Genomic DNA, 24,141 nt, shown 5'->3' on the forward strand with positions numbered 1-24,141 from the left:
CCTCGAAGCGAGAGAGGGGGAAGCCGCGCAGCGGCTCAGGGGGTTCACAACACTGGCCGGCGTCCCACGCTCAGTTGGAGCTCCACGGTGGCCTTGGCCAGCTCGGTCTCGGCCTCCAGCGATCCCAGGTAGGCCTCGTCGGCCGAGCGCTGGGCGGACAGCAGCTCCAGCAGCGAAGCCTCGCCATGCCGGTAGGACAGGCGTATGCCCTCGAGCACGCGCTGCGCATCGCGCAGCACACCGTCGCGGTAGCGCTGCACGTTCTCGCGCGCGGCGCTCAGGCGAAAGCGGGCGGCGCGCACATCGGCCTCGGCCCGGTTCTGGGCCTGCTGCAGGGCCAGCATGGCCTGGGTCACGGCCGCCTCGGCCTGCACCAGATCGCCCCGGTCCAGGCGCGACAGCGGCAGCGGCACGCTGACCGAGACCGACAGCGTGCGCGAGCGCCCGCCGCCATCGAAGGGATTGCCCTGGGCATCGGTGCCGGCCGCCGTGGACGGCACGGCGGCCATGCCCACGGCCAGCGTGGGATTGACCCAGCGGTTGGCCCGGGCCAGGCCCGCGTTGTCGCGCGCATGCTCCAGCGCCGCCTGGGCGATGCGCACCTCGGCGCGCGACTGCAGCGCCTGGGCGACCAGGGCATCGGCATCCTCCAGCCCCGAGTCTTCGGCCAATTCCATGAAGCCGCATTGCAGCGTGTCGCTGGCAAAGACTTCGGACAGGCGGCGCCCCAGCGGGACGGACAGCGCCAGCCGCGCGGTCTGCGCCTCGGCGCGCGCCTGCACCACCTCGGCCTGGAAGCGGTCGCGCTCCACGCGCGACTGCAGCCATTCCACTCCGCCGATGTCGCCGGCCTTGCGCCGCAGCTCGTTGGCCTGCACCACGTCGCCCAGCGCCTTCAGCGTCTGCTGCTTGCGCTCCAGCGCCAGCGAGTCGCGGCAGGCCTGGGTGTAGTCCTGGGCGGCATCGGAGAACAGCTGGCTGCGCACGCCTTCCAGGCTCGCTTCGGACAGGCGCACCTGGCTGCGTGCGGATTGCATGCGCGCGGCGCGCTTGCCGCCCGTCTCCAGCTCCATGCTGATCTCGTAGTTGCGCGTGGTGGGCCGGGGCTGGCCGGTGCGCACCTGCTCGCGCGAGGCGCCCAGCGTGAGGCTGGGGTCGGGGCGTATGCCGGCGATGCCGATGCCGGCACTCGCGGATTCCACGCCCTGCTCCTCCGAGCGCAGCAGGGGGCTGTGCTGCTCCACGGCGTTGAGGTAGTCGGAAAAGCGCAGGCCGGCAGGTGCTGCCGTTGCAGTTGCTGTGACGGTTGCAGTTGCCGTTGCTGCAGCGGCCACGGCGGACGGCGCCGTCTGCGCCTGGGCTGCGGCGCCAAGGCACAGCAGCAGGGCCAGGGCCTGCCTGGGGAAGAAAAGGGTCGTTTGCATGGCGACTCGCATCAATGGGGTTGGCTCGTTGCGGTGCGATGCCCGCCCTCGTCCTCGGCGGCATCCGGATCGCCGCTCTCACCGCGTTCAGCGGCGCGGCGCTGGCGGCGCTCGGCCGCGCGGGCGGCACGGGCCTCGATCACGTAGTAGAGGTTGGGCAGCAGCAGCAGGGTCAGCAAGGTGGCGCTGAACAGGCCGCAGACGACGACGGTGGCCAGGGGCCGCTGCACGTCGCTGCCCAGGCCCGTGGCCAGCATGGCCGGCGTGAGGCCGAAGGCGGCGACGGTGGCCGTCATCAGCACGGGGCGCATGCGGCTGGAGGCGCCTTCGAGCACGGCTTCGCGCAGGCCCAGGCCGTCCTCGCGGCGCAGCCGGTTGATCTGCGAGACCATGAGCACGCCTGAGAGCACGGCCACGCCGAACAGCGCGATGAAGCCCACGGCGCTGGAGACGTTGAGCGTCATGCCGCGCAGGTGCAGGCCCGCAAAGCCGCCGATCATGGCCAGCGGCACCACGCCCAGCACCAGCAACGGCTGGCGCAGGTTGCCGAACTCGCCGAACAGCAGCACCAGCATGATGCCCAGCGTCAGCGGCAGGATCATGAGCAGCCGCGCCTCGGCACGCTGCAGGTTCTCGAACTGGCCGCCCCACTCGATGTGCAGCTTCTGGCGGTCGTAGTCCAGGTGCTGGTCGATGGCGGTGTGCGCATCCTTGAGGAAGCCCGCCAGGTCGCGGCCGCGCACATTGAGCTTGACGAGGATGTGGCGCTCCCCGCCCTCGCGCACGATGACGCTCTGGCCCACGGTGGTGGTGATGCGCGCCACGTCGGCCAGCGGCACCTGGGCGCCATTGGCCGCCGACAGGCGCAGCGCGCCGATGGCCTCGGGGCTGCTGCGCGTGTCGGGCGTGAAGCGCACGGCCATGTCGTAGCTGCGCTCGCCCACGTAGAGCTGGCCGATGGAGGCCCCGCCCACGCCGGTGGAGATGAGCTGCGCCACCTCGGAGGCATTGATGCCGTAGCGCGCGGCCGCCGCGCGGTCCAGCGCAATGCGCAGGTTGGGCAGCGGCGGCTCCACGTCCACGGCCACATCGGCCGCGCCGGGCACTTTCTCCAGCACGGCCACCAGCGCATCGGCCACGCGCCGGTCCTCGGCCAGATCCTGGCCGAAGACCTTCACCGTGAGGTCGCTGTGTGCGCCCGACAGCTTGTCCTGCACGCCGTCGATCATGGGCTGCATGAAGCCCACGGAATAACCGGGCAGCTGGTCGAAGCGCGCGGCCATCTTGGCGATCAGCTGCTGCTTGGTCAGGCCCGATTTCCATTCGCCATAGGGATGCAGGCCCACGCTGGCCTCGATGTGCGAGGGCGTCCAGTAATCCGTGCCGTCATCGTTGCGCCCGGTCTGGGTGACGATGTAGGAGACCTCGGGGAACTCCTGCGCAGCGCTGCGCAGCGCGTCGGCCATGTCGCGCGCCTTGTCCAGCGTGATGCCGGGCGGCATCTGCACCTGCAGCCAGATGGAGCCTTCGTCCAGGTACGGCAGGAAGTCGCGGCCCATGGTGCCGGCCAGCACGCCCAGCGCCAGCAGCGAGGCCGCCACGGCCCCCGCCAGCCAGCGCACGCGGCCCACGGCCACGCCCAGGAAGCGGTCATAGCCCACGCCCAGCCGGTGCAGCACGGGGTTGTGGAAGATCCTGCGCGGCCTGCGGAAGGCCAGCCAGGCCAGGGCCGGCGTGAGCAGCAGGGCCACGGCCAGCGCCCCCACCAGGGCCGCGCCCACGGCACTGGCCATGGGCGAGAACAGCTTGTACTCGATGCGCTCGAAGGCGAACAGCGGCAGGTAGGCGGCCGCGATCACGCACATGCCGAAGAAGATGGGCCGCGCCACCTGCAGCGTGGCCGTGATGGCGTCCCTGGGCGTGAGCGGCCGGTTCTGGTCGGCCTCGCGGCGGCGCAGGATGTTCTCGACCACGACCACGGCCCCGTCCACCAGGATGCCGAAGTCGATGGCGCCCAGCGACAGCAGGTTGGCCGGAATCTTCGCGTGGTGCATGAAGATGAAGGCCAGCAGCAGCGCCATGGGAATGGTCAGCGCCACGATCAGCGCCGCGCGCGGGCTGCCCAGGAAGACCAGCAGCACCAGGGTGACGACGATCAGGCCCTCGGCCAGGGTCTTGCCCACGGTGTGGGTGGTGCGCTCGATCAGCGTGGTGCGGTCCAGGTAGGGAACGACCTTCACGTCGGACGGCAGCAGCTTGCCGTTGAGCTCCTCCACGGCGGCGTGGATGCCCTCCAGCGCCTGCGAGGGGTTGGAGCCCTTGAGCAGCAGCACGATGCCCTGCAGGGTGTCGGAGTTGCCGTCCTTGCCCAGGATGCCGCGCCGCTCCACGTTGCCGTAGGTCAGCCGCCCCAGGTCCTTGACCAGCACGGGCGTGCCGCTGTCCGTGGTCTTGACGACCACGTTGCCCATGTCGTCCAGCGAGCCCAGCAGGCCCACGCCGCGCACCACATAGGAGACATCGCCCCGGTCGATGACGCTGCCGCCGCCGCTGGCGTTGTTGGCATTGATGGCCTCGATCACCTGGGACAGCGCCAGCCCGTACTGCAGCAGCCGCGCCGGGTCCAGCTCCAGCATGAACTGCGTGGTCAGGCCCCCGAAGTTGGTCACGTCCACCACGGACTGGGCCTTCTTCAGGCGCGGGATCACCACCCATTGCTGCAGCTCGGACAGCTCGCGCAGGCTGCGCACGGGGCTCTCCAGCGTGTAGCGGTAGACCTCGCCCGTGGGCGAGCTGTAGGGGTCCAGCCCGGCGCGGGCACCATAGGGCAGCGTGACCTCGTCGATGCGCTCCTTCAGGCGCTGGCGCGCCCAGTAGCCGTCCACGCCGTCCTCGAAGACCACGGTGATCAGGGACAGCGCGAACAGGCTGCGCGAGCGCAGCACGTGCATGCCGGGCGTGGCAAGCAGGGCACGCTCCAGCGGGATGGTGATCTGCTGCTCGATCTCCTCGGCCGCAAGGCCCGGCACCTGGGTGACGATCTGCGAGGTCACGTCGGCAATGTCGGGATAGGCCTCCAGCGGCAGCTGCTTCCAGCTGAACACGCCATACAGGGCCGCGAAGCAAAAGACCAGCCAGACCACGCCGCGGCGCGAAAAGCCGATGTTGACGATGCGCTCGATCATTGCAGCAGCACTCCCCCGTTGACCACCACGCGCTCGCCGGCCGCCAGGCCCGAGAGGATCTCGGCCTGGCCGTCCTGCTGCGCGCCGACCTGCACGTCGCGCGGCTCGAAGCGCCAGCCGCCCTTGTCCACGAAGACGCGCGTGCTGACCTGGCCCTGCAGCAGGGCCGCGGCCGGCACCATCACGGCCTGGCGCGCCGGGGCGTCGAAGCCCACGCGCGCAAACATGCCGGGGCGCAGCCGCCCTTCGGGGTTGTCCACGGCCACGCGCACCTTGACGCTGCGCGTGGCGGTGTCCACCAGCTCGCCCACGTACTGCACGCGGCCCTGCAGTTGCAGGTCGGGATAGGCGGCCAGCGCGATGTGGGCCTGCTGGCCCACGTCCACATGGGCCAGGTCGCGCTCGCTGACGCTGGCGCTGAGCCAGACCTTGCGCAGGTCGGCCACGGTCATGACGGAGGCATTCACATCGTTCCAGTAGCCGCCCTGCGAGCCCGCCATCTCCACCACGCGCCCGCTGATGGGCGACTTGACCACGTAGCTGCCGCGCGAGCCTTCCTGCACGGACGCACCCAGCTGGGACAGATGATCGGAGGCGGCGCGCGCATCGGCCCCCGCGGCGGCCAGCGACTGCTGCGCGGCCTCGTAGTCCTTGCGCGCGGCGATCTCGGCATCGAACAGCAGCTTCTGGCGGTCGAATTCCTGGCGCGCGTGCAGCAGCGCGGCCTGGGACTTGGCGTGCTCGGCACGCACGCTGGAGATCTCGGAGGAGTCCATGGTGATCAGCGCATCGCCGGCCTTCACCGCATCGCCCAGCTGGTGGTGCAGGCGCACCAGGCGGCCCGCCACGGGCGGCGTGATGCGGACCAGCTTTTCAGGCTCGGCCTCGATGGTGGCGGGGGCCGACAGGCGGGTCTGCAGCGGCTGCAGCGCGATCTCGGCCACCTGCAGGCGCTCGCGTAGCGGCGAGCCTTCGGGCACCACGATGAGGTTGCCTTCGCGGCGCACGGGAGCCGGCTGCGGGGCGGTGGTGGCGGGGGTTGCCGCTGCAGCCTGGGTTTCGGCCGGCCCGTTGCAGGCGGCCATGGCCACGCTGATCAGCAGCCCGCCCACAGGCCATGCAGCCGCCAGCAAGGGATGGCGCTGGTGCAGGCCATGGGGTCGGCCTGGTCGTTCAGAAGCGAGAAAGCGGGTCATCCTGAGGTCTCCGGGTGCCATGGACCCGTGCAGACCTCTCGCCCCTTCAGGCGATCACAGGCCTCCGCCCGGGTCCGGGCAGATCAAGAAATGAAAGAAGGGAAAGACGGAAAGGGGCGGCGCGGCAGCGCCTGGCAGGATCGGGATCGGGGTCCATGGGGTACTCCTTTGCTTGTGGGTGGCGCAGTCCCCGTGCAGGCCGGGAGCCCTGTTTGCTGCAGCGCAATATGTGCCCGGAATTATCAAAGGCGAAAGTGCCTGCGGCCAGCCTTTGTTGGGAAGGCTGGCCTGTTCATTGGTGGATGCGGGATATACCTTCGTATAGAAGATGGCCGGCACAAGGCCCCCCTCGGCCCGGCCCGGCCCCGCCCGGAAAGCAAAAAGCCGCCAGCGCGGGGCGGGCGGCTTGCGGGCGATGGCCTGCGGGAAAGCTCAGTCCACTTTCAGGCCGATGGCTTTCACCAGCTCACCAAAGCGCTCGCGCTCGGTGGCGTGGTGGTCGATGAAGGCCTTGCGGCTCAGCGGCGCGGGCGTGGCGCCCAGGGTGAGGATGACGTCGTTGACGTTCTTTTGCTCCAGCGCCTTGGCCACGGCAGTGCGGACGGCATCGATCACCGATTCGGGCGTGCCCGTGGGCGCGTAGATGCCGAACAGCGTGTCGGCGTCAAAGCCCGGCAGGCCGCTTTCGGCCAGCGTGGGCACGTTGGGGTACTGCGGCGAGCGGTGCGGGCTGCCGATGGCCAGCAGGCGCAGCTTGCCTGCCTCCACCTGCTTGAGGCCCGGGCCCGGGTCGAACCAGAACTGCAGCTGCCCGCTGAGCACGTCGCTGAGCGCCGGGCCCGCGCCCTTGTAGGGGGCGTGCACGGCATCGACGCCGGCCATGCGCTTGAACATCTCGCCGGCCAGGTGCGGCGAGCTGCCCTGGCCCGGCGAGCCGTAGGACAGCTTGCCGGGGTTGGCCTTCAGGTGCTTGATGAACTCGGCCACGTTGGTGGCGGGCACGGCGGGATTGGTCTCCAGGAACACATGCACGCGCGCCACGGCAGCCACGGGCGTCAAATCCTTTTCGGGATTGAAGGCCAGCTTGCTGTAGATCATCGGGTTGATGGTGATGGCCCCGCCCGAGCTGAGCAGCAGCGTGTAGCCATCCTTGGGCGCGCGCACGGTTTCGCTGATGCCGATGTTGCCGCCCGCGCCGGGCTTGTTGTCCACCACCACCGACTGGCCCAGCACCTGGGACATGGTGGGCGTGATGGCGCGCGCCAGCACATCGGCCGCGCCGCCGGGCGCGAAGTTCACGACCAGGCGCACGGGACGCTCGGGCCATTTGTCGCCGGCCTTCTGCGCCAGCGCAGGGACCGAGGCCGTCGCGCCCAGCAGGGCCAGCAGGCCCAGGCGGCGCCAGCGGCTGAAGGGGGTTGTCTTGTGCATGAGCTATGTCTCCTTGGGTTATGAGTTCTTGATAACGGTGAGGGCGCCTGAAGCAGCAGCGGCGCAACGGCGCAAAGATCAATCCAGCCGTATGCCCGCCGACTCGATGACCTGGCCCCAGCTCCGGCTTTCGCTGCGCCAGTAGTCACGCATCTGCGCAGGCGTGCCGGGCAGCGGCTCCTGCGACAGCGCCTCATCGGTGTGGCAGCGCGCGCCATCGCGGCGCAGGGCCTGCAGCAGCTCGTCGTTCACATCGACCAGGGTCACGTCCAGGCCGACGCGGGCCAATCGCGCAGCGAACAAGGTGCCCATGGCTCCCGCACCGAGGATGCCTATGCTTCTTGTGTTCTCCATTGCCGTGTCTCCTGCAGGGGGCTTCGCCTCAGGCGACTTCGACCTCGACCACGATGGGCCGGGGATGGGCCAACGCGCGGGCCAGCACATCGGCCAGCTCGCCCGCCTTCTCCACATGCACGCCGTCGCAGCCCTGGCCACGCGCCAGCGCCACGAAGTCGATGTCGGGCAGTTCCGTGCCCTCGACCTTCTCGCCCTCGCGGTAGCCGAAGACATGGGCGAAGTCCTGCAGTGCCGCATAGCGGCGGTTCTTGAGGATCACGAAGCTGATGGGCAGGCGCAGCTGGGCTGCACTCCAGAGGGCTTGGATGGCATACATGGCCGAGCCGTCGCCGATGACGGCGACCACCTTGGCCTCGGGCTGCGCCAGCGCCACGCCCACGGCGGCCGGCATGCTGTGGCCCAGGCCGCCGCTGCACATGGTGTAGAAGGTGCCCGAGTGGAAGATGGGCAGGTAGGTCTGGATGGTGGAGCGCGAGCTGGGCGCCTCTTCCACCACGATGCTGTGGCGGTCGCGCACCTGGGCCAGCGTGTGCATGGCAAAAGCCACCGACATGCGCTCGCCTGCGGCGGGCGCGGCCGGCACGGGCGCTGCGGGCCGGGGTGCGGGCGCCTGGCGCGGTGCGGGCGCGGGGCGCTGCAGCAGCTCCTCCACACCCATGCGCACATTGCCCACGGCGGCCGTGCCCACGGGGGCCCAGGCGGCAATGGCCGGGTCCTCGATCAACTGGTAGAGCGCCGTGCCCTCGGGGATATGCGGGCCCTCGCCTTCCACGTGGTAGGTGAAGGCGGCTGCGCCCACGGCGAAGACCACGTCATGGCCGGACAGCAGCTGCACGATGCGCTCGCGCATGGCGGGCAGGAAGCCGGCGAACAGCGGATGGTCCTCGGGGAAGCTGCAGCGCCCGCTCATGGGGGCCACGAAGACGCGGGCCTGGTGGCGCTCGGCCAGCGCGACCACGGCATCCCAGCCCTGGGCCCGGTCCACGGCCGCGCCCACGACCAGGGCCGGGGCACGCGCGGCGTCCAGCGCCTGGCCGATGAGGTCCAGCGTGCGCGGATCGGGCCGCGTCTCGAAGCCCACATGGCGCAGCGTGACGGGCTCGGCCGGCTTGTCCCAGTCATCGGCGGGAATGGAGACCAGCACCGGGCCGCGCGGCTCCTGCATGGCGATGTAGTAGGCGCGCGCCAGCGCCTGGGGCACGTCTTCGGCGCGCGCGGGCTCGCAGCTCCACTTCACATAGGGCTTGGGCAGCTCGGCGGCCTGGCTGGAGTGCAGGAAGGGATCGAACTGCAGCAGCGAGCGCGCCTGCTGGCCCGCCGTGATCACCATGGGCGTGCGGTTCTTGAAGGCCGTGAAGATGTTGGCCATGGCATGGCCCACGCCCGCGGCCGAGTGCAGGTTCACGAAGCTGGCATTGCGCGTGGCCTGGGCATGGCCGTCGGCCATGCCCACGACCACGGTTTCCTGCAGGCCCAGCACATAGGAGAAGTCTTCGGGGTAGTCGCGGAACAGCGGCAGTTCGGTCGAGCCCGGGTTGCCGAAGATGCGCGTCATGCCCAGCTCGCGCAGCATGGCGATCACGGCATGGCGCACCGTGCAGGTCGCGGTGCAGGTCGCGGTGGAAGAGGATGCCTCGGCGGGCTGGCTGCGCGGTGGGGTGGGTGCTTGCAAGATGGGGTCTCCTGGGGAATGGGCCGCCCGCCCGGTGCCTGCCGCGCAGTGGCCATGGAAGTCGGTGCCCATGGTGCAGGCGCTTATGATTTCCAGCAATTGAATAAATCATCTAAGAGATATTCGCCAAATGGATATCAAGAACCTGGACCTCAATCTGCTGCGCGTCTTCGACGCCGTGTACCGCCACTGCAGCGTCAGCCGCGCGGCCGAGGAATTGGGCATGTCCCAGCCCGCCGCCAGCCAGGCCGTGACGCGGCTGCGCCTGCTGCTGGGCAATCCGCTGTTCGAGCGCGTGCACGCAGGCGTGCGCCCCACGCCGCGTGCCGAGCGCCTGGCGCTGGCCGTGCGCCAGGCGCTGGAGGTGCTCGAAGTCGCCATGTCCGAGGCCCAGAGCTTCGAGCCGCTGCAGGCGCGCCAGCGCTTTCGCATTCACATGAGCGATATCGGCGAGGCGCGCTTTCTTCCACCGTTGATGCAGACCCTGCACCAGCGCGCACCCCATGTGCAGCTGGAGACCCTGCCCATGCCGCTGGACGGCATTGCCGATGCGCTGGACCGGGGCACGCTGGACATCGCCATCGGCTTTCTGCCTGGCGCCACGCGGACCCGGCAGACCGTGCTGCTGTCCGACCACTACGGCGTGCTGCTGCGCGGCGGCCACCCCGCGCTGGCGCAGGTGCCCGAAGGCGCGCCGCTGGCGCTGGACACGCTGCGCCAGCTGGATTTCGTGGCCGTGCGCTCGCATTCGCAGACGCTGCGCATCCTGCAGGCGCTGCGGCTCGATGAGCGCATACGCCTGTCGGCCGCGCACTTTATGGCCGTGCCCTCCATCGTGGGCAAGACCGACCTGGCGGTGATCATGCCGGCCGAGATCGCGGCCGGCTTCGTCGAGCGCGATGGCTACGCGGTGCGCGATGCCGATCTGCCCGATCACCGCTTCGACGTGTCGCTGCACTGGAGCTGGCGCTTTGAGCAGGAACCGGCCAAGCGCTGGCTGCGCGAGCTGGTCTGCGAGCTGTTCCAGCAGCCCCGGCACCGCGAGGCCGCCGCGCCCTGAGGGCCGGCCGTCACGGCCATGACTTGCGGGCTGCCAACACTGGGGAGCCGGGCCTGCCGACTCAGTTTCGTCTAAGAAACCGGCGCCAGACTGGTCCCTGCGCCGACAAGGGCACGCGGCCGGCCGCGCCGAAGATGGACACCGGCCTGTTTCATCCACTCTCCAGGAAAGACTCACCATGCAACTCAAGGACAAGGTCGCCTTCATCACCGGCTCGGCCAGCGGCATCGGCAAGGAGATCGCCACGCTGTTCGCCAGCGAGGGCGCGCGCATCGTCATTGCCGACCTCAACAAGGAGGCAGCCGACGCCACGGCGGCCGAGCTGCGCGCCACGGGAGCGCAGGCCATGGGCGTGGCCGTGGACGTGACCGACGAGGCCCAGGTCAACGCCTCGGTCGAGGAGGCCGCCCGGGCTTTCGGCGGCATCGACATCCTGGTCAGCAATGCCGGGATACAGATCGTGCATCCGGTGGAGGAATTCAGCTTCGCCGACTGGAAGAAGATGCTGGCCATCCACCTGGACGGCGCCTTCCTCACCACGCGCGCCTGCCTCAAGCACATGTATGCGCAGGGCCGCGGCGGCAGCGTGATCTACATGGGATCGGTGCACTCCAAGGAAGCCTCGCTGCTCAAGGCGCCCTATGTCACGGCCAAGCACGGCCTGATCGGGCTGGCCAAGACCGTGGCCAAGGAAGGCGCCAAGCACGGCGTGCGCGCCAATGTGATCTGCCCGGGCTTCGTGCGCACGCCGCTGGTGGACAAGCAGATTCCCGAGCAGGCCCGCACGCTGGGCATCAGCGAGGACGAGGTCATCAAGAACGTGATGCTCAAGGAAACCGTGGACGGCGAGTTCACCACCACCGAGGACGTGGCCCGCGTGGCCCTGCTCTTCGCGGGCTTCCCCAGCAATGCGCTGACCGGCCAGTCGCTGGTGGTCAGCCACGGCTGGTTCATGCAGTAAGTCGCCAATCGGCCCTTCTCTGGACCTTCTCTGGCCCCTCAATCGGCCTTCAGGCCCAGCGCCCGGGTCACGGCGGCATAGCGGTCGATGTCGGCCGCGATCAGCGCCTGGAATTGGCCCGGTGTCTGCCTCGCCAGGGTGTAGCCCTGGTCGCGCAAGCCGGCGCTGACGGCGGGATCGGCCAGCGCCTGCTCCAGCGTGTCATGCAATGCCTGCACCGTGGCCCGGGGCGTGGCGGCAGGTGCCAGCAGGCCATGCCACTGCTCCACCGCAAAGCCCGGCAGGCCGCGCTCGGCCACCGTGGGAACGCCGGCCAGCTGCGGCAGTCGCTGCGGCGCCGTGACGGCCAGGGCGCGCACGCGGCCTGCAGCGATCATGGCCGCAGCACTGCTGGCCGTGACCATGCCCGCCGCCACCTGGCCTGCCGCCACGGCCGTGATGGCCGGGCCGCAGCCCTTGTAGGGCACATGCTGCACAAAGCGCGTCGCCTCCCTGGCCAGCATCTCGCCGGCCAGGTGCTGGGGCGTGCCGTTGCCGCAGGAAGCGAACAGCAGCGGCCGTTCCTGGCGGGCCTGGGCCAGCGCCTCCTCCAGCGTCTGCAGCGCGCTGTCCGCCGGCACGACCAGCACCGAGGCGATGGAGCCTGCGTTGAACACTGCCGTGAAGTCCTTGCGCGGGTCGAAATCCAGGCGTTCGTAGACACCGGGGTTGATGGCGAACGAGCTGTTGGCCATCAGCAAGGTGCTGCCGTCCGCTGCGGCCTGGGCCACGGCATGGGCGCCGATGTTGCCGCTGGCGCCGGGACGGTTCTCCACCACCACGGGCTGGCCCAGGCGCTGCTGCAGCTGCTCGCCCAGGCGCCGCGCCAGCAGGTCCGTGCCGCCGCCCGGCGGAAAGGTCACGACGATGGTGATGGGCCGCTCCAGGCGCGTGCCGGCCTTGCCCGGCGCCGCCAGCCACAGCCCCGATGCGCCCGCCAGCAGCGCACAGGCCGCCAGCGTCCAGAGTCTCCGTCGCTTCAAGGTACGCCCTTCAAAAAACATGGCAACTGCTCCACTGGGCTAGGTGCAAAAAAACGGCGCAGCCCAACTCAGGGACACCGAGCAAGGGCTGCCCCGCAGCCAGGGTGTCGTTCCCCTCCCGCGCAGCGAGAGAGGGCGCCGTGCACACGGGGGAAGCCGCGCAGCGGCTCAGGGGGTGCCTCATTTCAGGTGTCGAGGCCGATGTCGAGAACCCGGGCGCTGTGCGTGATCCAGCCCACGGCGATCTGGTCCACGCCGGTCTCGGCCACGGCGCGCGCCGTCTCGGGCGTGATGCGGCCCGAGGCTTCGGTCACGGCGCGGCCGCGTGCCATGGAGACGGCCGTGCGCAGCGTATCCAGGTCCATGTTGTCCAGCAGCACCACCTCCACGCCCAGCGACAGCGCCACCTCCAGCTGCTCCAGCGTGTCCACCTCCAGCTGGATCTGCACCATGTGGCCCACGCCCGCGCGCGCCCGGGCCAGGGCCTCGGCCACGCCGCCTGCCAGCGCGATGTGGTTGTCCTTGATCAGCACGGCATCGTCCAGGCCGAAGCGGTGGTTGCTGCCGCCGCCCACGCGCACCGCGTACTTCTGCAGCGCGCGCAGGCCCGGCATGGTCTTGCGCGTGCAGGTCACGCGTGCGCCCGTGTCGGCGATGGCCCGCGCGATCGATGCCGTGGCCGTGGCCACGCCGCTCAGGTGGCACAGGTAGTTGAGCGCCACGCGCTCGGCCGTGAGGATGGCGCGCGCGCTGCCGTGGATGCGCGCGATCTCCTGGCCGGGCGCCAGTTCGCTGCCATCGCGCAGCACCGGCTCGAAGCGCGACTGCGCATCCAGCGCACGGAACGCCAGCCGCGCCATGTCCAGCCCGGCCAGCACGCCCTCCTGTCGCGCCACCAGGCGCAGTTCGGCCTGTGCGTCGGCAGGGACGATGGCATCCGTGGTCAGGTCGCCCGCGCGGCCCAGGTCCTCCAGCAGGGCCGAGCGCACCAGCGGCTCCAGCATCAGGTCGGGCAGCGGCGGTACCGGCAGGCGGGCACTGAGGGCATTGGCAGTATTAATGCTCATTTTGAGTATATATAGGTCAAAAAAATGTGGCGCGCGGCCTTGCGGGCTTGAGCGAGGAACTTATGCTAGATACGAGCATAAGTGCTGTCAAGCGATTGTCACAACCGGCCAGAGGCCGCGGGGATCAGGGGGAACCGTCGATGCCCTTGGCCAGGGGCAGCTTGCTGCCCGAGATGGCCCGCTCCAGCAGCACATCGCTGCGAAAGCGGAACAGCTTGGCCGGCCGGCCTGCCGAACCCACCGTAAGCTGGCCGGTCTCCTCGACCAGATCCTGCTGCTCGATCAGGCGGCGGAAGTTCTGCTTGTGCAGCCCGCGCCCGGCCAGGGCCTCCACCGTCTGCTGCAGCTGCAGCAGCGTGAACTCGGGCGGCATCAGCTCGAACACCACGGGCCGGTACTTGATCTTGGCGCGCAGCCGCGCCATGCCCGTGGCCAGGATGCGGCGGTGGTCGTGGTGCATGGCCTCGCCGGGCAGCATGGCGGCCGCGCCATGGACGCGGTGGGCCGCCTCCTGCACCAGTCCGGCCTCGTACAGCAGCTCGTAGCGCTGCAGCACCATGTCCTCGTTCCAGGGCCCGCCGTCCAGGCCGAAGGCGATGTCCGCGCGCTGGCGCCGCAGCGCACGCTGGGCGCCGCGCGCCTCGGCCATCCAGGCATGCAGGCGCGGAGCGATGTGGGAGCGCAGCAGGGCCGGCTCGCCGGTGCGCCAGTCTTCCCAGGGAAAGTAGCGGTACCAGTCCTGCCAGACGGCCTGCCCCGCGCTGCGGTCGGCAGACTCGCGCGTCAGCCCCAGGTAGCTGACCGAGATCACGCGCGCCCCGCTGGCATCGGTGCGATCGCCATCGGCAAAGGTGTAGAGCTGCTCCATGTAGCCCAGCGGGTGATGGGTCTGCTCCTCCACCCAGGCGCGCAGGCCGGCCTGCAGCGAACGGTGCCCCACCTCGAACGGCCCCGCCGGCAGCAACTGCCCGTCCGCCGTGGTCAGCACGCGCGGCGTGCCCTGGGTCACGGCCGCCAGCACGGCAACGAGTTCGGCATGGATGGGAGAGGCTGCGGGACTGGTGGGGTGGGGCACGAAGGTGGGGGCGGTCGGTTGGCGGGATGGGTGATTATGGTGGGTTGCAGGGGCAGCTTCGAGCCCGGCACAGCAGACCGCCACGGGCCATCAGACGGTCAAATTCAACCTGTTGAGCGCTGGCGTGTTTTTCTATCGCATGACTACCCGCGGCGTTCGAGCTGTCGCAGGTACTTTTCCAGCAGTTCGACGGTGTGCTCATTCATGCCCGCCGCCCAGCTCGCGCTCGATCTGTTCGATGCTGGGCAGGCTGCTTTGCAGGGTTTCCGGCAAGGCACGGGTGAGCTCGAAACCGGAAACGCCGATGGGCTTGTCCACGCCGCGCAGCGCATACTCGGCCAGCACGTGATTGGGTTTCTGGCACAGGATCAAACCGATGGTGGGTTGGTCGGTTGCGTGTCGCAACCTGTCGTCCACAACGTTGCAGTAGAAGTTCATCTTGCCCGCGTATTCAGGCTTGAAATCGCCCCGCTTGAGGTCGATGACCACGTAACAACGCAGCTTGAGATGGTAGAACAGCAGGTCTATGTAGAAATCGTCTCCGGCAAGGTCCAGGTGATATTGGCGCCCCACAAAGGCGAAGCCCTGGCCCAGCTCCAGGAGAAATTTTTCCAGATGGGTGATCAGACCGGTTTCCAACTCACGCTCATGGAAACGCTGATTCCAGCGTCAGGAAGTCGAACAGGTAAGGGTCCTTGAGCGTTTGCTGTACCAGATCGGAATCCGGCGGAGGCAGGCGCAAGGCGAAGTTGCTGGCAGCTCTGCCTTGTCGCAGGTGCGCGGCTGTTTCGATCTGCATCAGCAGGACACTTCGGCTCCATCCGTTTTCGATGGCTGCGCACATGTACCAATGGCGTGCGCCCGGCTCCTTGACCTTGGCGATCAGCTCGGCATGGTGGCCCCACGGCAGGGACAGCAGAACATCAGCAGCAAACACCTGTGCGCCATCTGCCGCCACCCCCGGTGTCTGGCGGCTTTGTGCCACAGCCTGTGGCACTTTTTCGCTGGGGGCAAGTTGTGCCACGGCCTGTGGCACTTTCTCTGTGCTCCCGGCTGTGGCAGCCAGAGAGGGATACTCGCGATAAAAAGCCAGCATTCGCTTGATGTTGCGCTCGGAAAAACCTTTTTCCTCCGGCAGTTCGTTGTGCAGATCCTTGGCCAGCCGAGGGATGACTGCGGCACCCCAACCTTCCCGTTTCTGGCGCTGGTCGATCAGTGCCCCGATATCCCAATACAGGCGGATCAATTCGGCATTGACCGCCAGCATGGCCCGCGTCTGGGCATGGCGGACACGCTGCTTGATATCGGCCAGCAGCGCCGGATAGTCGGCGGGCAGGTGGGTAGTCATACTTCGCCCCCGCTGGTGGCCCTGAGTGCGTCCGGAGGGAATTCTTCGCGCACCTCGGTCCGGGCGTCACATCCAGCCTTTTCCATAGCCTGCGTGATGAGCTTGGTACAGATATCGCGTTCGCCAAGCGCCTGCTTATCCATAGGACGTGATTCCTTTCTTGCTGGCGTTACCTTGCTCGGGCCTGTCTTTTCACCCTGCCGGGGTGACGACGGGCCATCTTACGGCGCTCGCTCCGAAACAGCCTGGGCCTCTGCAGAGCGATCCAGCACGATCGGAGGCTCAATGTCCGGGCACCGCGCGGGACGTCTGCCTTGCATTCCCGAAGAAGAGTTCGGCACGGATGGGAGGGGCTGCGGAACTGGAGGGTGGAGGCGGTCGGTTGGCGGGATGGATGACTATGGTGGGTTGAAGGCGCCGGTCTGCCCCCGGTCAGGCGTGCGCGTTCTCACTGCCGCCGATGTACTGGTCCACCATGGCCTTGGCCTGTCCCAGGCTGCAGCCATGCTCGCTCTGGCAGGCCCTGATGGCCGCCATCTTCTGCAGGGGATCGGCGGCAAGGGTGCGCCAGTCGATCTTTGCGGGCTCTGGCGCAGGGCCATGCCGCGCGTCTCCCTCCTCCACCGAACGCACCTCCCAGCGCGCCACGACGGGAAAGGAAAGGTCCACGGCGGGCAGCCGGTCCAGTTCGGCCGCCAGTTCATCCTGTGAAATCAATGAAGCCACCTGGCGAACCCGCGCCCGGGGCCCATCGCGCCAAGGCCTGATCTCCAAGGGACGCCGACAAAAATCCTGCAGATAGCCACCCAACTCCTGCGTCATGAAGCGCGTGGTCTGTGCGACATCGGCCCGCAACAGTTGCAAGGCCTCCGGCTGCGAGAAGTCATCCAGCTGATCGCTCAGGTCCGCAAAGGCCTGCAGAAATCCCGCGCAGACAAAGTCATCGAAGCAGGCGTGCGAAACACTGCTGGCCTCGTCATCGTGCAACACCAGCGCCACGCCCACGCCATGCGTGTCCAGCGGCGTCAGGCACCAGGCATCGCCGGCGCCCGACTGGGCGAATGGCAGAAAGCTCCGGCCGTTCTGTGCGCCAGGATGAAGCCAGCCCTCGATGATTTCCCGGCTGGCTTCGGCGTCTATCCATTCAAAGTCCTGCCAACTCATGAACAAGGGCGGGTCCTGCAGGCAGCGCTGGCGCCAGGTATCCGCCCAATCCGGACCGTAGACGGTCTTTCCCGATGCCAAAAGGTCGCTCAACAACGGCGGCAGCGCAATGCCGGTCTGGGTGGAGAGGTTGGCGTAGGTGGTCATTGGGTTCATCCCACGTGCATATGCAGCCGATGCCTGCCGCAATGCACGCACCGGAAAAGGCAGCCGGAAATCATGCCGTCCGTGGACATGCGCTCCAGCATCCACTGCGCATCGTTCCTGTAGCTGCCTTCGATGTCGGGCAGGACTTCAGCGAGGAAAGGCTCGACGGCCTGCCTGTCGGCGTGACCCAGGAAGACACAGGGTGCGTTGCAGTGCGTGAGCCACACGGGCTGCTGCCAGGCCCTGTAGCCGGGCGTGCGCTGCGCGATCTCCAGCAGCAGTTCCCTGGCGATGGTGGGCTCGGGGTCGGCCGGATCAGGCGACACGCCTTCGATATCGGTGTATCCCACACACTCGCCCGCGTATTTTTCGCAGGCCTGCCCGTTCGCAATGCACCAGGGACACAGGTAGTCCGGGCTCTGCTCGCTGTAGAAAGGGCCTTCGTACTTGAGGCTGCGGTTTTGTCCGCAGCAGGAACACACACCCTCTTCCTGCTCCAAGACGGTTTCGTAGGCGCCGGGATGGAATCTGAAATGCGGGCGGTCCATTTCAAGGTCTCTCTTTCCCCAATGGAAAGGCGCCATTGTCCATGGACGTTCGGTGCGCGGGACCGAATCGATCCAGGCATGAAAAAACCGCGCAAAGCGCGGTTTTTCCGAGAAGCGCGGGAGCTGCTCTAGCAGCCCCGCTGCAGCATGTGCCGCCTCACACGTTGAACAGGAAGTTCATCACATCGCCATCCTTGACGACATATTCCTTGCCTTCGGCGCGCATCTTGCCCGCGTCCTTGGCGCCTTGCTCGCCCTTGAAGGCGATGAAGTCGTCGAAGGCGATGGTCTGGGCGCGGATGAAGCCGCGCTCGAAGTCGCCGTGGATGACGCCGGCGGCCTGGGGGGCGGTGTCGCCGACCTTGATGGTCCAGGCGCGCACTTCCTTGACGCCGGCCGTGAAGTAGGTCTGCAGGCCCAGCAGGCCGAAGCCGGCGCGGATCAGGCGGTTCAGGCCCGGTTCTTCCAGGCCCAGTTCCTGCAGGAACATGTCGCGGTCCTCGTCGCTCATCTCGGACATTTCGGCCTCGATCTTGGCGCAGATGGCCACGACGGGAGCGCCTTGTGCCTCGGCATAGGCCTTGAGGCTGTCGAGCAGCGGGTTGTTCTCGAAGCCGTCTTCGCTGACGTTGCCCACGAACATGGCGGGCTTGGCGGTGATCAGGCAGAACTGCTTGAGCAGGGGCGCGTCTTCCTTGGAGACGGGCACCGTGCGTGCGGGCTTGCCCTGGTCCAGGGCAGCCTGGATGGGGGTCAGCAGCGCAACCACCTTGGCGGCTTCCTTGTCGTTGCCCGACTTGGCGGCCTTGCTGTAGCGGTTCAGCGCCTTCTCGACGGTGGCCAGGTCGGCCAGGCACAGCTCGGTCTGGATGACCTCGATGTCGGCGATGGGGTCCACCTTGTTGGCCACGTGGATGACGTTCGGGTCTTCGAAGCAGCGCACCACGTTGACGATGGCGTCAGTCTCGCGGATGTGGGCCAGGAACTGGTTGCCCAGGCCTTCACCCTTGGAGGCGCCGGCCACCAGGCCCGCGATGTCCACGAATTCGACGATGGCCGGGACGATGCGCTCGGGCGTGATGATGTCGGCCAGCTTCTGCAGGCGCGGATCGGGCACTTCCACCACGCCGGTGTTCGGCTCGATGGTGCAGAAGGGATAGTTCTCGGCGGCGATGCCGGCCTTCGTCAGCGCGTTGAAGAGAGTGGACTTGCCCACATTGGGCAGGCCCACGATGCCGCATTTGAGGCTCATGGCAGGGCTTTCTACAGGGATTCTGGGGACAAACCCCGTATTTTAGTCAACCGGGCATTTCCTGTCGTTTCAGGCGAACTGCCAGTCGCCGGCCACGGACTGGCCAACGACCAGTTCGGCCCCGTCGTGCAGGCCTTCCAGCACGGCATTCATGCCGAAGGTGATGGCGCCATCGACACGGTCGTCCTGGCGGTAGGTACGGATGGCGTCACCCACGGCGGTGCCCTGCACGGCCGTGACGGGGTCGATGTCGGGAATGGGGCAGCGTGTGCAGGGCTTGGCCATGCGCAGCCGCAGGCCCTGGGCATCGAGCACGTCGAACCCGTCGACCCGGTCCTCGTCATGGGCCTCCAGCCCTTCGATCACGATGTTGGGGCGAAAGCGCCGTGCGTCCACCGGGGCGTGGCCGGCCGTCTGCAGGCGCTGGTTGAGTTCTTCGATGGCGGCCTGGCTCAGTACCAGCAGCGGATAGCCGTCCGCGAAGTGCACAGGTGCGGCCTCGCCCCCGGTCCAGCGCTCGCTGGTGCGGCGCGGCGCCGCCGGGTCGAAGCGCACCAGGGAGCAGTCCGTGCCCAGGGCCTGCGTCAGCCAGCGGGCGGCCTCGGGGCCCATGTCCCAGGCCTGCACCCAGTCCGACCAGACGCGCGCCCGGCGCTCCGGCCCCGTGGCCTGCAGCGCGATGCGCAGCGGCGGCTGCTGGGGAAAGTGCAGCACCAGGTGCCCGGCCTCCAGCTCAGGGCGTATCCAGGCCATGCTCGGATGGTCGCGCTGGGTCAGGAATTCGCCCTGCGCATCGACCACCATCCAGTGGCGGTCCCAGGCCAGGCCGGTGGCGCCGACGCCGCTGCTTTGCAGCGCGATACCCGCGCAGGATTTGACGGGATATACCCACAACTGGGCAATGCGGCCCTGCACGTCTCTTTCTTGGTCAAACATCGGATAGCTCTTTTTGGGAAATCTGGAGTGTGTATGCCATCCATGGCACGAATGGCTCCACGCGATGGGCGGCAATATGCCAGATGGCGACGCAGGCTGCGGCAGATCACGCCAAAGCCGGAGTTTGCGCCAGTTGGAATCCCCTGCATGGCCCGGACTCCTACAATGCCGGCCATGGCGCAAACCTTTGATGTATGTATACGCGGGGCCGGCATTGCAGGCCGGACCCTGGCTCTCCTGCTGGCCCGGGAACGGCTGCGCGTGGCCCTGGTGGTGGCCGCGCCGACCGGCAACGCACCCGATGTGCGCGCCTACGCGCTCAATGCCAGCGCACGCGGCCTGCTGGACAGCCTGCGTTGCTGGCCCGATGACCAGCACGCCACGCCCGTGACGCAAATGGAGGTCTTTGGCGACCTGGACGGCCATGTGCTGTTCGACGCAGCCAGCCAGGATGTCGAGGCCCTGACCTGGATCGTCGATGTGCCCGCGCTGGAGCAGCGCCTGGCCGAGGCCGTGCGCTACCAGCCCATGGTCGAGGTGGTGGACCAGCCCGTGGCGGCGCCGCTGACGGCCATCTGCGAGGGCCGCGCCAGCCGCACGCGCAGCGAGTTCGGTGTGGACTTCGCCGTCACGCCCTATGCACAGCACGCCATCGCCACCCGGCTGCACTGCGAGCTGCCGCACGGACAGGTGGCGCGACAGTGGTTCACGCCCGAAGGCATCCTGGCCCTGCTGCCATTGGACGGCCCGCAAGGCCACAGCGTGGCCGTGGTCTGGTCCATCGCCCGCGAGCTGGCCGACGGCTGGCTGGCCGCCGACACACAGGATTTCACCGCGCGACTGGAGGCCATCAGCCAGGGCGCGCTGGGGCGGCTGGAGCTGAGCGCACCGCGGATGGCCTGGCCGCTGCAGCAGGCCGTGGCCGACCACTGGTGCGGCTCCATGCCCGACGGCGATGCGCGCTCGGCCCGCAGCTGGGTGCTGGTGGGCGATGCCGCCCACAACGTGCATCCGCTGGCAGGCCAGGGCCTGAACCTGGGCCTGGGCGATGTGCAGGCGCTGGCACGCGTGCTGCAGGAGCGCGGCTACTGGCGCAGCACCGGCGACCTGCGCCTGCTGCGCCGCTATGAACGCGAGCGCAAGGCCGCGCTGGCGCCCATGGGCCTGGCCATGGACGGGCTGCAGCAGCTGTTCAGCCGCTCCGAGGTTCCGGTGCAGATGCTGCGCAACTGGGGCATGAAGGGCTTCGAGCGCTTCGGCCCGCTCAAGGACTGGATGGCGCGCCAGGCCATGGGCCTGGACCCGCGCAGCGGCGCCTGAGCCTGGAGCCAAGCCGATCCCGTGCCGTTGAACCCTTTGCCGTTTTGCGACTCGTACCCCTGCTCCGTGGCGCCCCGCGCCGCGCAATCCCCCTCAACCACGGCGCGGCCGGCCTGAACGCGGCCCCGCCCACCCACCGCATTGCCATGAAACTCTTCGCCTGCCTGCTGACGGCCGCCAGCCTGACCTGGAGCCTCGGTGTCCATGCCCAGGACGCCAACCTGCGCAAGACGCTGACCGAGCGCATTCCCCAGCTGGAAAAGATCGACGAAATCCGCCCCACGCCCATGTCCGGCCTGTTCGAAGTGCGCATCGGCACGGACCTGTTCTATACGGACGCCAAGGGCAACTACCTGATCCAGGGCGAGCTGATCGACACCAAGGCACGCCGCAATCTCACCGAAGACCGCATGAACCAGCTGACGGCGGTGGACTTCAAGCAGCTGCCGCTCAAGGACGCCGTGACCATCGTCCACGGCAAGGGCGAGCGCAAGATGGCCGTGTTCGAAGACCCCAACTGCGGCTACTGCAAGCGCTTCGAGCGCGACCTGCAGACCGTGGACAACGTCACCATCTACCTGTTCCTGTACCCCATCCTGAGCCCCGACTCGGCCGAGAAGTCGCGCAACATCTGGTGCGCCAAGGACCAGGCCGGTGCATGGGCCGACCACATGCTGCGCGACAAGGTGCCGGCCGCCGCCCAGTGCGACACCTCGGCCGTGCAGCGCAACCTGGCCTTTGGCCGCAAGTACAAGATCACGGGCACGCCCACCGTCATCTTCACCAACAACACCCGCGTGCCTGGCGCCATCAGCGCCCAGGAAGTCGAGAAGAACCTGGCCGCAGCCGCAGCCGCGCGCTGACCGCCACCGGGCGGGCCCGGCGCCATGGATGCCGGGCCCGCCCACCTGATCCCCCTCGGCCGGAGCTTCCCGGCTCCAGCCCGCCGCAGCGGGCCCGGGCAGCCTCCAGGCCACACCTGCAGGAGCCCGAATGACCTCTCCCCTCGCCGCCACCGCCGCTGCCACTGCCGCAGCGGACATCCACTACCGCGTGCAGGCGCTTGATGTGGACGCGCACCTGTTCAGCGTCCAACTGCACATCGCCCGCCCGGCCGCCGGCCAGACCCTGTCGCTGCCGGTCTGGATTCCCGGCAGCTATCTGGTGCGGGAGTTCTCCAAGAACCTCCAGGGCCTGTCTGCCGAGCAGGACGGCTGCCCCGTCGCGCTGACCCAGCAGGGAAAGAACCTCTGGCAGGCCGATTGCGCAGCCGGCGCTCCCCTGGTGCTCCACTACCAGTTCTGCGCCTATGACAGCTCCGTGCGCACGGCCTGGCTGGACCGCCGCCGCGGCTTTTTCAACGGCACCAGCCTGTGCCTGCGCGTGCACGGCCAGGAAGATACGCCGCACACGCTGCAGCTGCTCGCGTCGGATGCCACGGCATCGTGGCAGGTGGCGACCGGCCTGGACGCCGTGGACACCGATGCGCGCGGCTGGGGCCTGTACCGCGCCGCCCACTACGACGAACTGGTGGACTGCCCGGTGGAGATGGGCAACTTCTGGCGCGGCGACTTCGTGGCCGCGGGCGTGCCGCACAGCTTCGTCGTCGCGGGCGCCGCACCCAGCTTCGACGGCGCGCGCCTGATTGCCGATGCACGCAGGATCTGCGAGACCGTGCTGGCCTTCTGGCACGGCGAGGGAGAGCAGGCCACGCCCGCGCCCATGCAGCGCTACGTGTTCATGCTCAACGTGGTCGATGACGGCTATGGGGGCCTGGAGCACCGCAATTCCACGGCCCTGATCTGCGGCCGGCGCGACCTGCAGCGCGTGGGCGAGCGCAAGGCCGCCGAGGGCTATACCACCTTGCTCGGCTTGATCAGCCACGAGTACTTCCACACCTGGAACGTCAAGCGCCTGCGCCCGGCCGAATTCGCGCGCTACGACTACGGGCAGGAGAACTACACCGAGCTGCTGTGGTTCTTCGAAGGCTTCACCAGCTACTACGACGACCTGCTGCTGCGCCGCGCCGGCCTGATCGACAACGCCCAGTACCTCAAGCTCATCACGCGCACCATCAACCAGGTGCTGCAGACGCCGGGCCGGCGCCTGCAGTCCGTGGCCCAGGCCAGCTATGACGCCTGGGTCAAGTACTACCGCCAGGACGAGAACACGCCCAACCAGACCGTCAGCTACTACACCAAGGGCTGCCTGGTCGCACTGGCCCTGGACCTGCAGCTGCGCCGCGAAGGCCGCAGCACGCTGGACGACGTGATGCGCGCGCTGTGGCAGCGCTGCCAGGGCGGCCCCATGCGCGAGGCCGACGTGCTGGCCGTGCTGCAGGACCTGGGCGGGCGCAGCTTCGCGCCCGAGATCACGCAATGGGTGCACGGCACCGACGACCTGCCGCTGGCCGAACTGCTGGCCGCGCACGGCGTGCAGGCCAAGGCCGAACCGGCGCAGACTGCCCAGCGCCTGGGCCTGCGCGTGCTGGAAAGCCAGGGCATCACCATCAAGACCGTGCTGCGCGGCAGCCTGGCCGAGCGCGCAGGCTTCATGGCGGGCGACGAATGGCTGGCCATCGAGCTGCCCACCGGCGCCGAGGATTCACAGCCCGCGCGCTGGCGCATCACCCGGCTGGACGATGTGGCGCTGTACGCAGGCACGGCCCTGGACATCGTCGCCTGGGTGGCCCGCGACCGGCAGATCCTGGCCTTCACCCTGCCCTGGGGCTCGGGCCTGCTGTCCGAGGCCGCCGCCGTGGTGGAGAAAACGGACAACGGCGGTGCAAAAGCTGCCACATCCGGCACCCTGGCGGCGCCCGCCCCCAGTAATCTGGGACTGGAAATCACGGACGAGGAGACCGCTGGACGCTGGCTGGCCGGGCACACGGGCAGCGCGCAGACGCCTGCCACGCCCTGAACCGCGCATGCCGTCCCACGCCGCCAGCCGGTTATTCTTGAGGATCACGACGACAAC

The 24,141-nt window shown here is 68.5% G+C and carries 17 protein-coding genes and 2 pseudogenes; 5 read left to right on the forward strand and 14 right to left on the reverse strand.

Features of this window, described 5'->3' with window-relative positions:
• Positions 1 to 44: 44 nt before the first annotated feature.
• From ACFPFG_RS13195 to mdlC, 6 genes and pseudogenes are all read right to left on the reverse strand, one after another.
• Entirely contained in the window at positions 45 to 1,424 is a 1,380-nt protein-coding gene (locus ACFPFG_RS13195) for a TolC family protein (RefSeq protein ID WP_380106945.1), read from the reverse strand.
• An 11-nt stretch (positions 1,425 to 1,435) separates the two neighbouring features.
• Complete coding sequence (locus tag ACFPFG_RS13200; RefSeq protein ID WP_380106947.1) at positions 1,436 to 4,609, reverse strand: efflux RND transporter permease subunit; 3,174 nt, start codon at positions 4,607 to 4,609, stop codon at positions 1,436 to 1,438.
• Positions 4,606 to 5,805: an efflux RND transporter periplasmic adaptor subunit gene (locus ACFPFG_RS13205; RefSeq protein ID WP_380106949.1), complete on the reverse strand. Its 1,200-nt coding sequence runs from the start codon at positions 5,803 to 5,805 to the stop codon at positions 4,606 to 4,608. Before ACFPFG_RS13205 ends, ACFPFG_RS13200 begins: the two co-directional genes overlap by 4 nt.
• 432 nt (positions 5,806 to 6,237) lie before the next feature.
• Positions 6,238 to 7,236, reverse strand: coding sequence for a Bug family tripartite tricarboxylate transporter substrate binding protein (locus ACFPFG_RS13210; protein ID WP_380106951.1), 999 nt, complete (start codon positions 7,234 to 7,236; stop codon positions 6,238 to 6,240).
• Between the two features lie 192 nt (positions 7,237 to 7,428).
• Positions 7,429 to 7,590 (reverse strand): annotated as a pseudogene (locus tag ACFPFG_RS13215) (2-dehydropantoate 2-reductase N-terminal domain-containing protein); the annotation flags it as partial.
• 28 nt (positions 7,591 to 7,618) lie between these two features.
• Positions 7,619 to 9,265, reverse strand: a complete 1,647-nt coding sequence (gene mdlC, locus ACFPFG_RS13220; protein WP_380106953.1) for a benzoylformate decarboxylase — start codon at positions 9,263 to 9,265, stop codon at positions 7,619 to 7,621.
• A gap of 130 nt (positions 9,266 to 9,395) precedes the next feature.
• On the opposite strand from mdlC, the gene ACFPFG_RS13225 reads away from it, so the two are divergent.
• Together ACFPFG_RS13225 and ACFPFG_RS13230 are read left to right on the forward strand one after the other, a co-directional pair.
• On the forward strand, positions 9,396 to 10,325 hold the full coding sequence (locus tag ACFPFG_RS13225; protein WP_183019070.1) for a LysR family transcriptional regulator: 930 nt from the start codon (positions 9,396 to 9,398) through the stop codon (positions 10,323 to 10,325).
• Positions 10,326 to 10,503: 178 nt separating this feature from the next.
• Entirely contained in the window at positions 10,504 to 11,286 is a 783-nt protein-coding gene (locus ACFPFG_RS13230) for a 3-hydroxybutyrate dehydrogenase (protein ID WP_012203473.1), read from the forward strand.
• Positions 11,287 to 11,324: 38 nt separating this feature from the next.
• Here the strand turns inward: ACFPFG_RS13230 and ACFPFG_RS13235 are convergent, their stop codons facing one another.
• The 8 genes and pseudogenes from ACFPFG_RS13235 to ACFPFG_RS13270 all read right to left on the reverse strand — a co-directional run bounded on the left by ACFPFG_RS13235 (position 11,325) and on the right by ACFPFG_RS13270 (position 19,845).
• Complete coding sequence (locus ACFPFG_RS13235; RefSeq protein WP_380106956.1) at positions 11,325 to 12,329, reverse strand: tripartite tricarboxylate transporter substrate-binding protein; 1,005 nt, start codon at positions 12,327 to 12,329, stop codon at positions 11,325 to 11,327.
• A gap of 164 nt (positions 12,330 to 12,493) precedes the next feature.
• Complete coding sequence (gene nadC / locus ACFPFG_RS13240; RefSeq protein ID WP_012203471.1) at positions 12,494 to 13,375, reverse strand: carboxylating nicotinate-nucleotide diphosphorylase; 882 nt, start codon at positions 13,373 to 13,375, stop codon at positions 12,494 to 12,496.
• Positions 13,376 to 13,499: 124 nt separating this feature from the next.
• Positions 13,500 to 14,450, reverse strand: coding sequence for an NUDIX hydrolase (locus ACFPFG_RS13245; protein ID WP_197957324.1), 951 nt, complete (start codon positions 14,448 to 14,450; stop codon positions 13,500 to 13,502).
• A gap of 198 nt (positions 14,451 to 14,648) precedes the next feature.
• A pseudogene (locus ACFPFG_RS13250) lies at positions 14,649 to 15,798 on the reverse strand (PDDEXK nuclease domain-containing protein).
• Between the two features lie 432 nt (positions 15,799 to 16,230).
• A complete protein-coding gene (locus ACFPFG_RS13255) occupies positions 16,231 to 17,109 on the reverse strand; it encodes an SMI1/KNR4 family protein (protein WP_380106958.1) in 879 nt (292 codons plus the stop codon).
• Positions 17,110 to 17,114: 5 nt separating this feature from the next.
• Positions 17,115 to 17,657, reverse strand: coding sequence for a CbrC family protein (locus ACFPFG_RS13260; RefSeq protein WP_380106960.1), 543 nt, complete (start codon positions 17,655 to 17,657; stop codon positions 17,115 to 17,117).
• Between the two features lie 157 nt (positions 17,658 to 17,814).
• The gene (gene ychF, locus ACFPFG_RS13265) at positions 17,815 to 18,909 is read right to left on the reverse strand and encodes a redox-regulated ATPase YchF (RefSeq protein ID WP_183018421.1); all 1,095 of its coding nucleotides are present in this window, start codon (positions 18,907 to 18,909) and stop codon (positions 17,815 to 17,817) included.
• 69 nt (positions 18,910 to 18,978) lie between these two features.
• A complete protein-coding gene (locus tag ACFPFG_RS13270; protein WP_183018420.1) occupies positions 18,979 to 19,845 on the reverse strand; it encodes an MOSC domain-containing protein in 867 nt (288 codons plus the stop codon).
• Between the two features lie 174 nt (positions 19,846 to 20,019).
• On the opposite strand from ACFPFG_RS13270, the gene ACFPFG_RS13275 reads away from it, so the two are divergent.
• The 3 genes from ACFPFG_RS13275 (at position 20,020) to ACFPFG_RS13285 (ending at position 24,084) form a co-directional block, all read left to right on the forward strand.
• Complete coding sequence (locus ACFPFG_RS13275) at positions 20,020 to 21,165, forward strand: FAD-dependent monooxygenase (RefSeq protein WP_172642969.1); 1,146 nt, start codon at positions 20,020 to 20,022, stop codon at positions 21,163 to 21,165.
• A 146-nt stretch (positions 21,166 to 21,311) separates the two neighbouring features.
• Positions 21,312 to 22,028, forward strand: coding sequence for a DsbC family protein (locus ACFPFG_RS13280; protein ID WP_034390564.1), 717 nt, complete (start codon positions 21,312 to 21,314; stop codon positions 22,026 to 22,028).
• Between the two features lie 130 nt (positions 22,029 to 22,158).
• On the forward strand, positions 22,159 to 24,084 hold the full coding sequence (locus ACFPFG_RS13285) for a M61 family metallopeptidase (protein WP_380106964.1): 1,926 nt from the start codon (positions 22,159 to 22,161) through the stop codon (positions 24,082 to 24,084).
• Positions 24,085 to 24,141 lie beyond the last annotated feature (57 nt).

Origin of the sequence: Delftia deserti, from assembly GCF_042653485.1 — a bacterium.
Taxonomy (GTDB): Bacteria; Pseudomonadota; Gammaproteobacteria; order Burkholderiales; family Burkholderiaceae_C; genus Comamonas; species Comamonas acidovorans.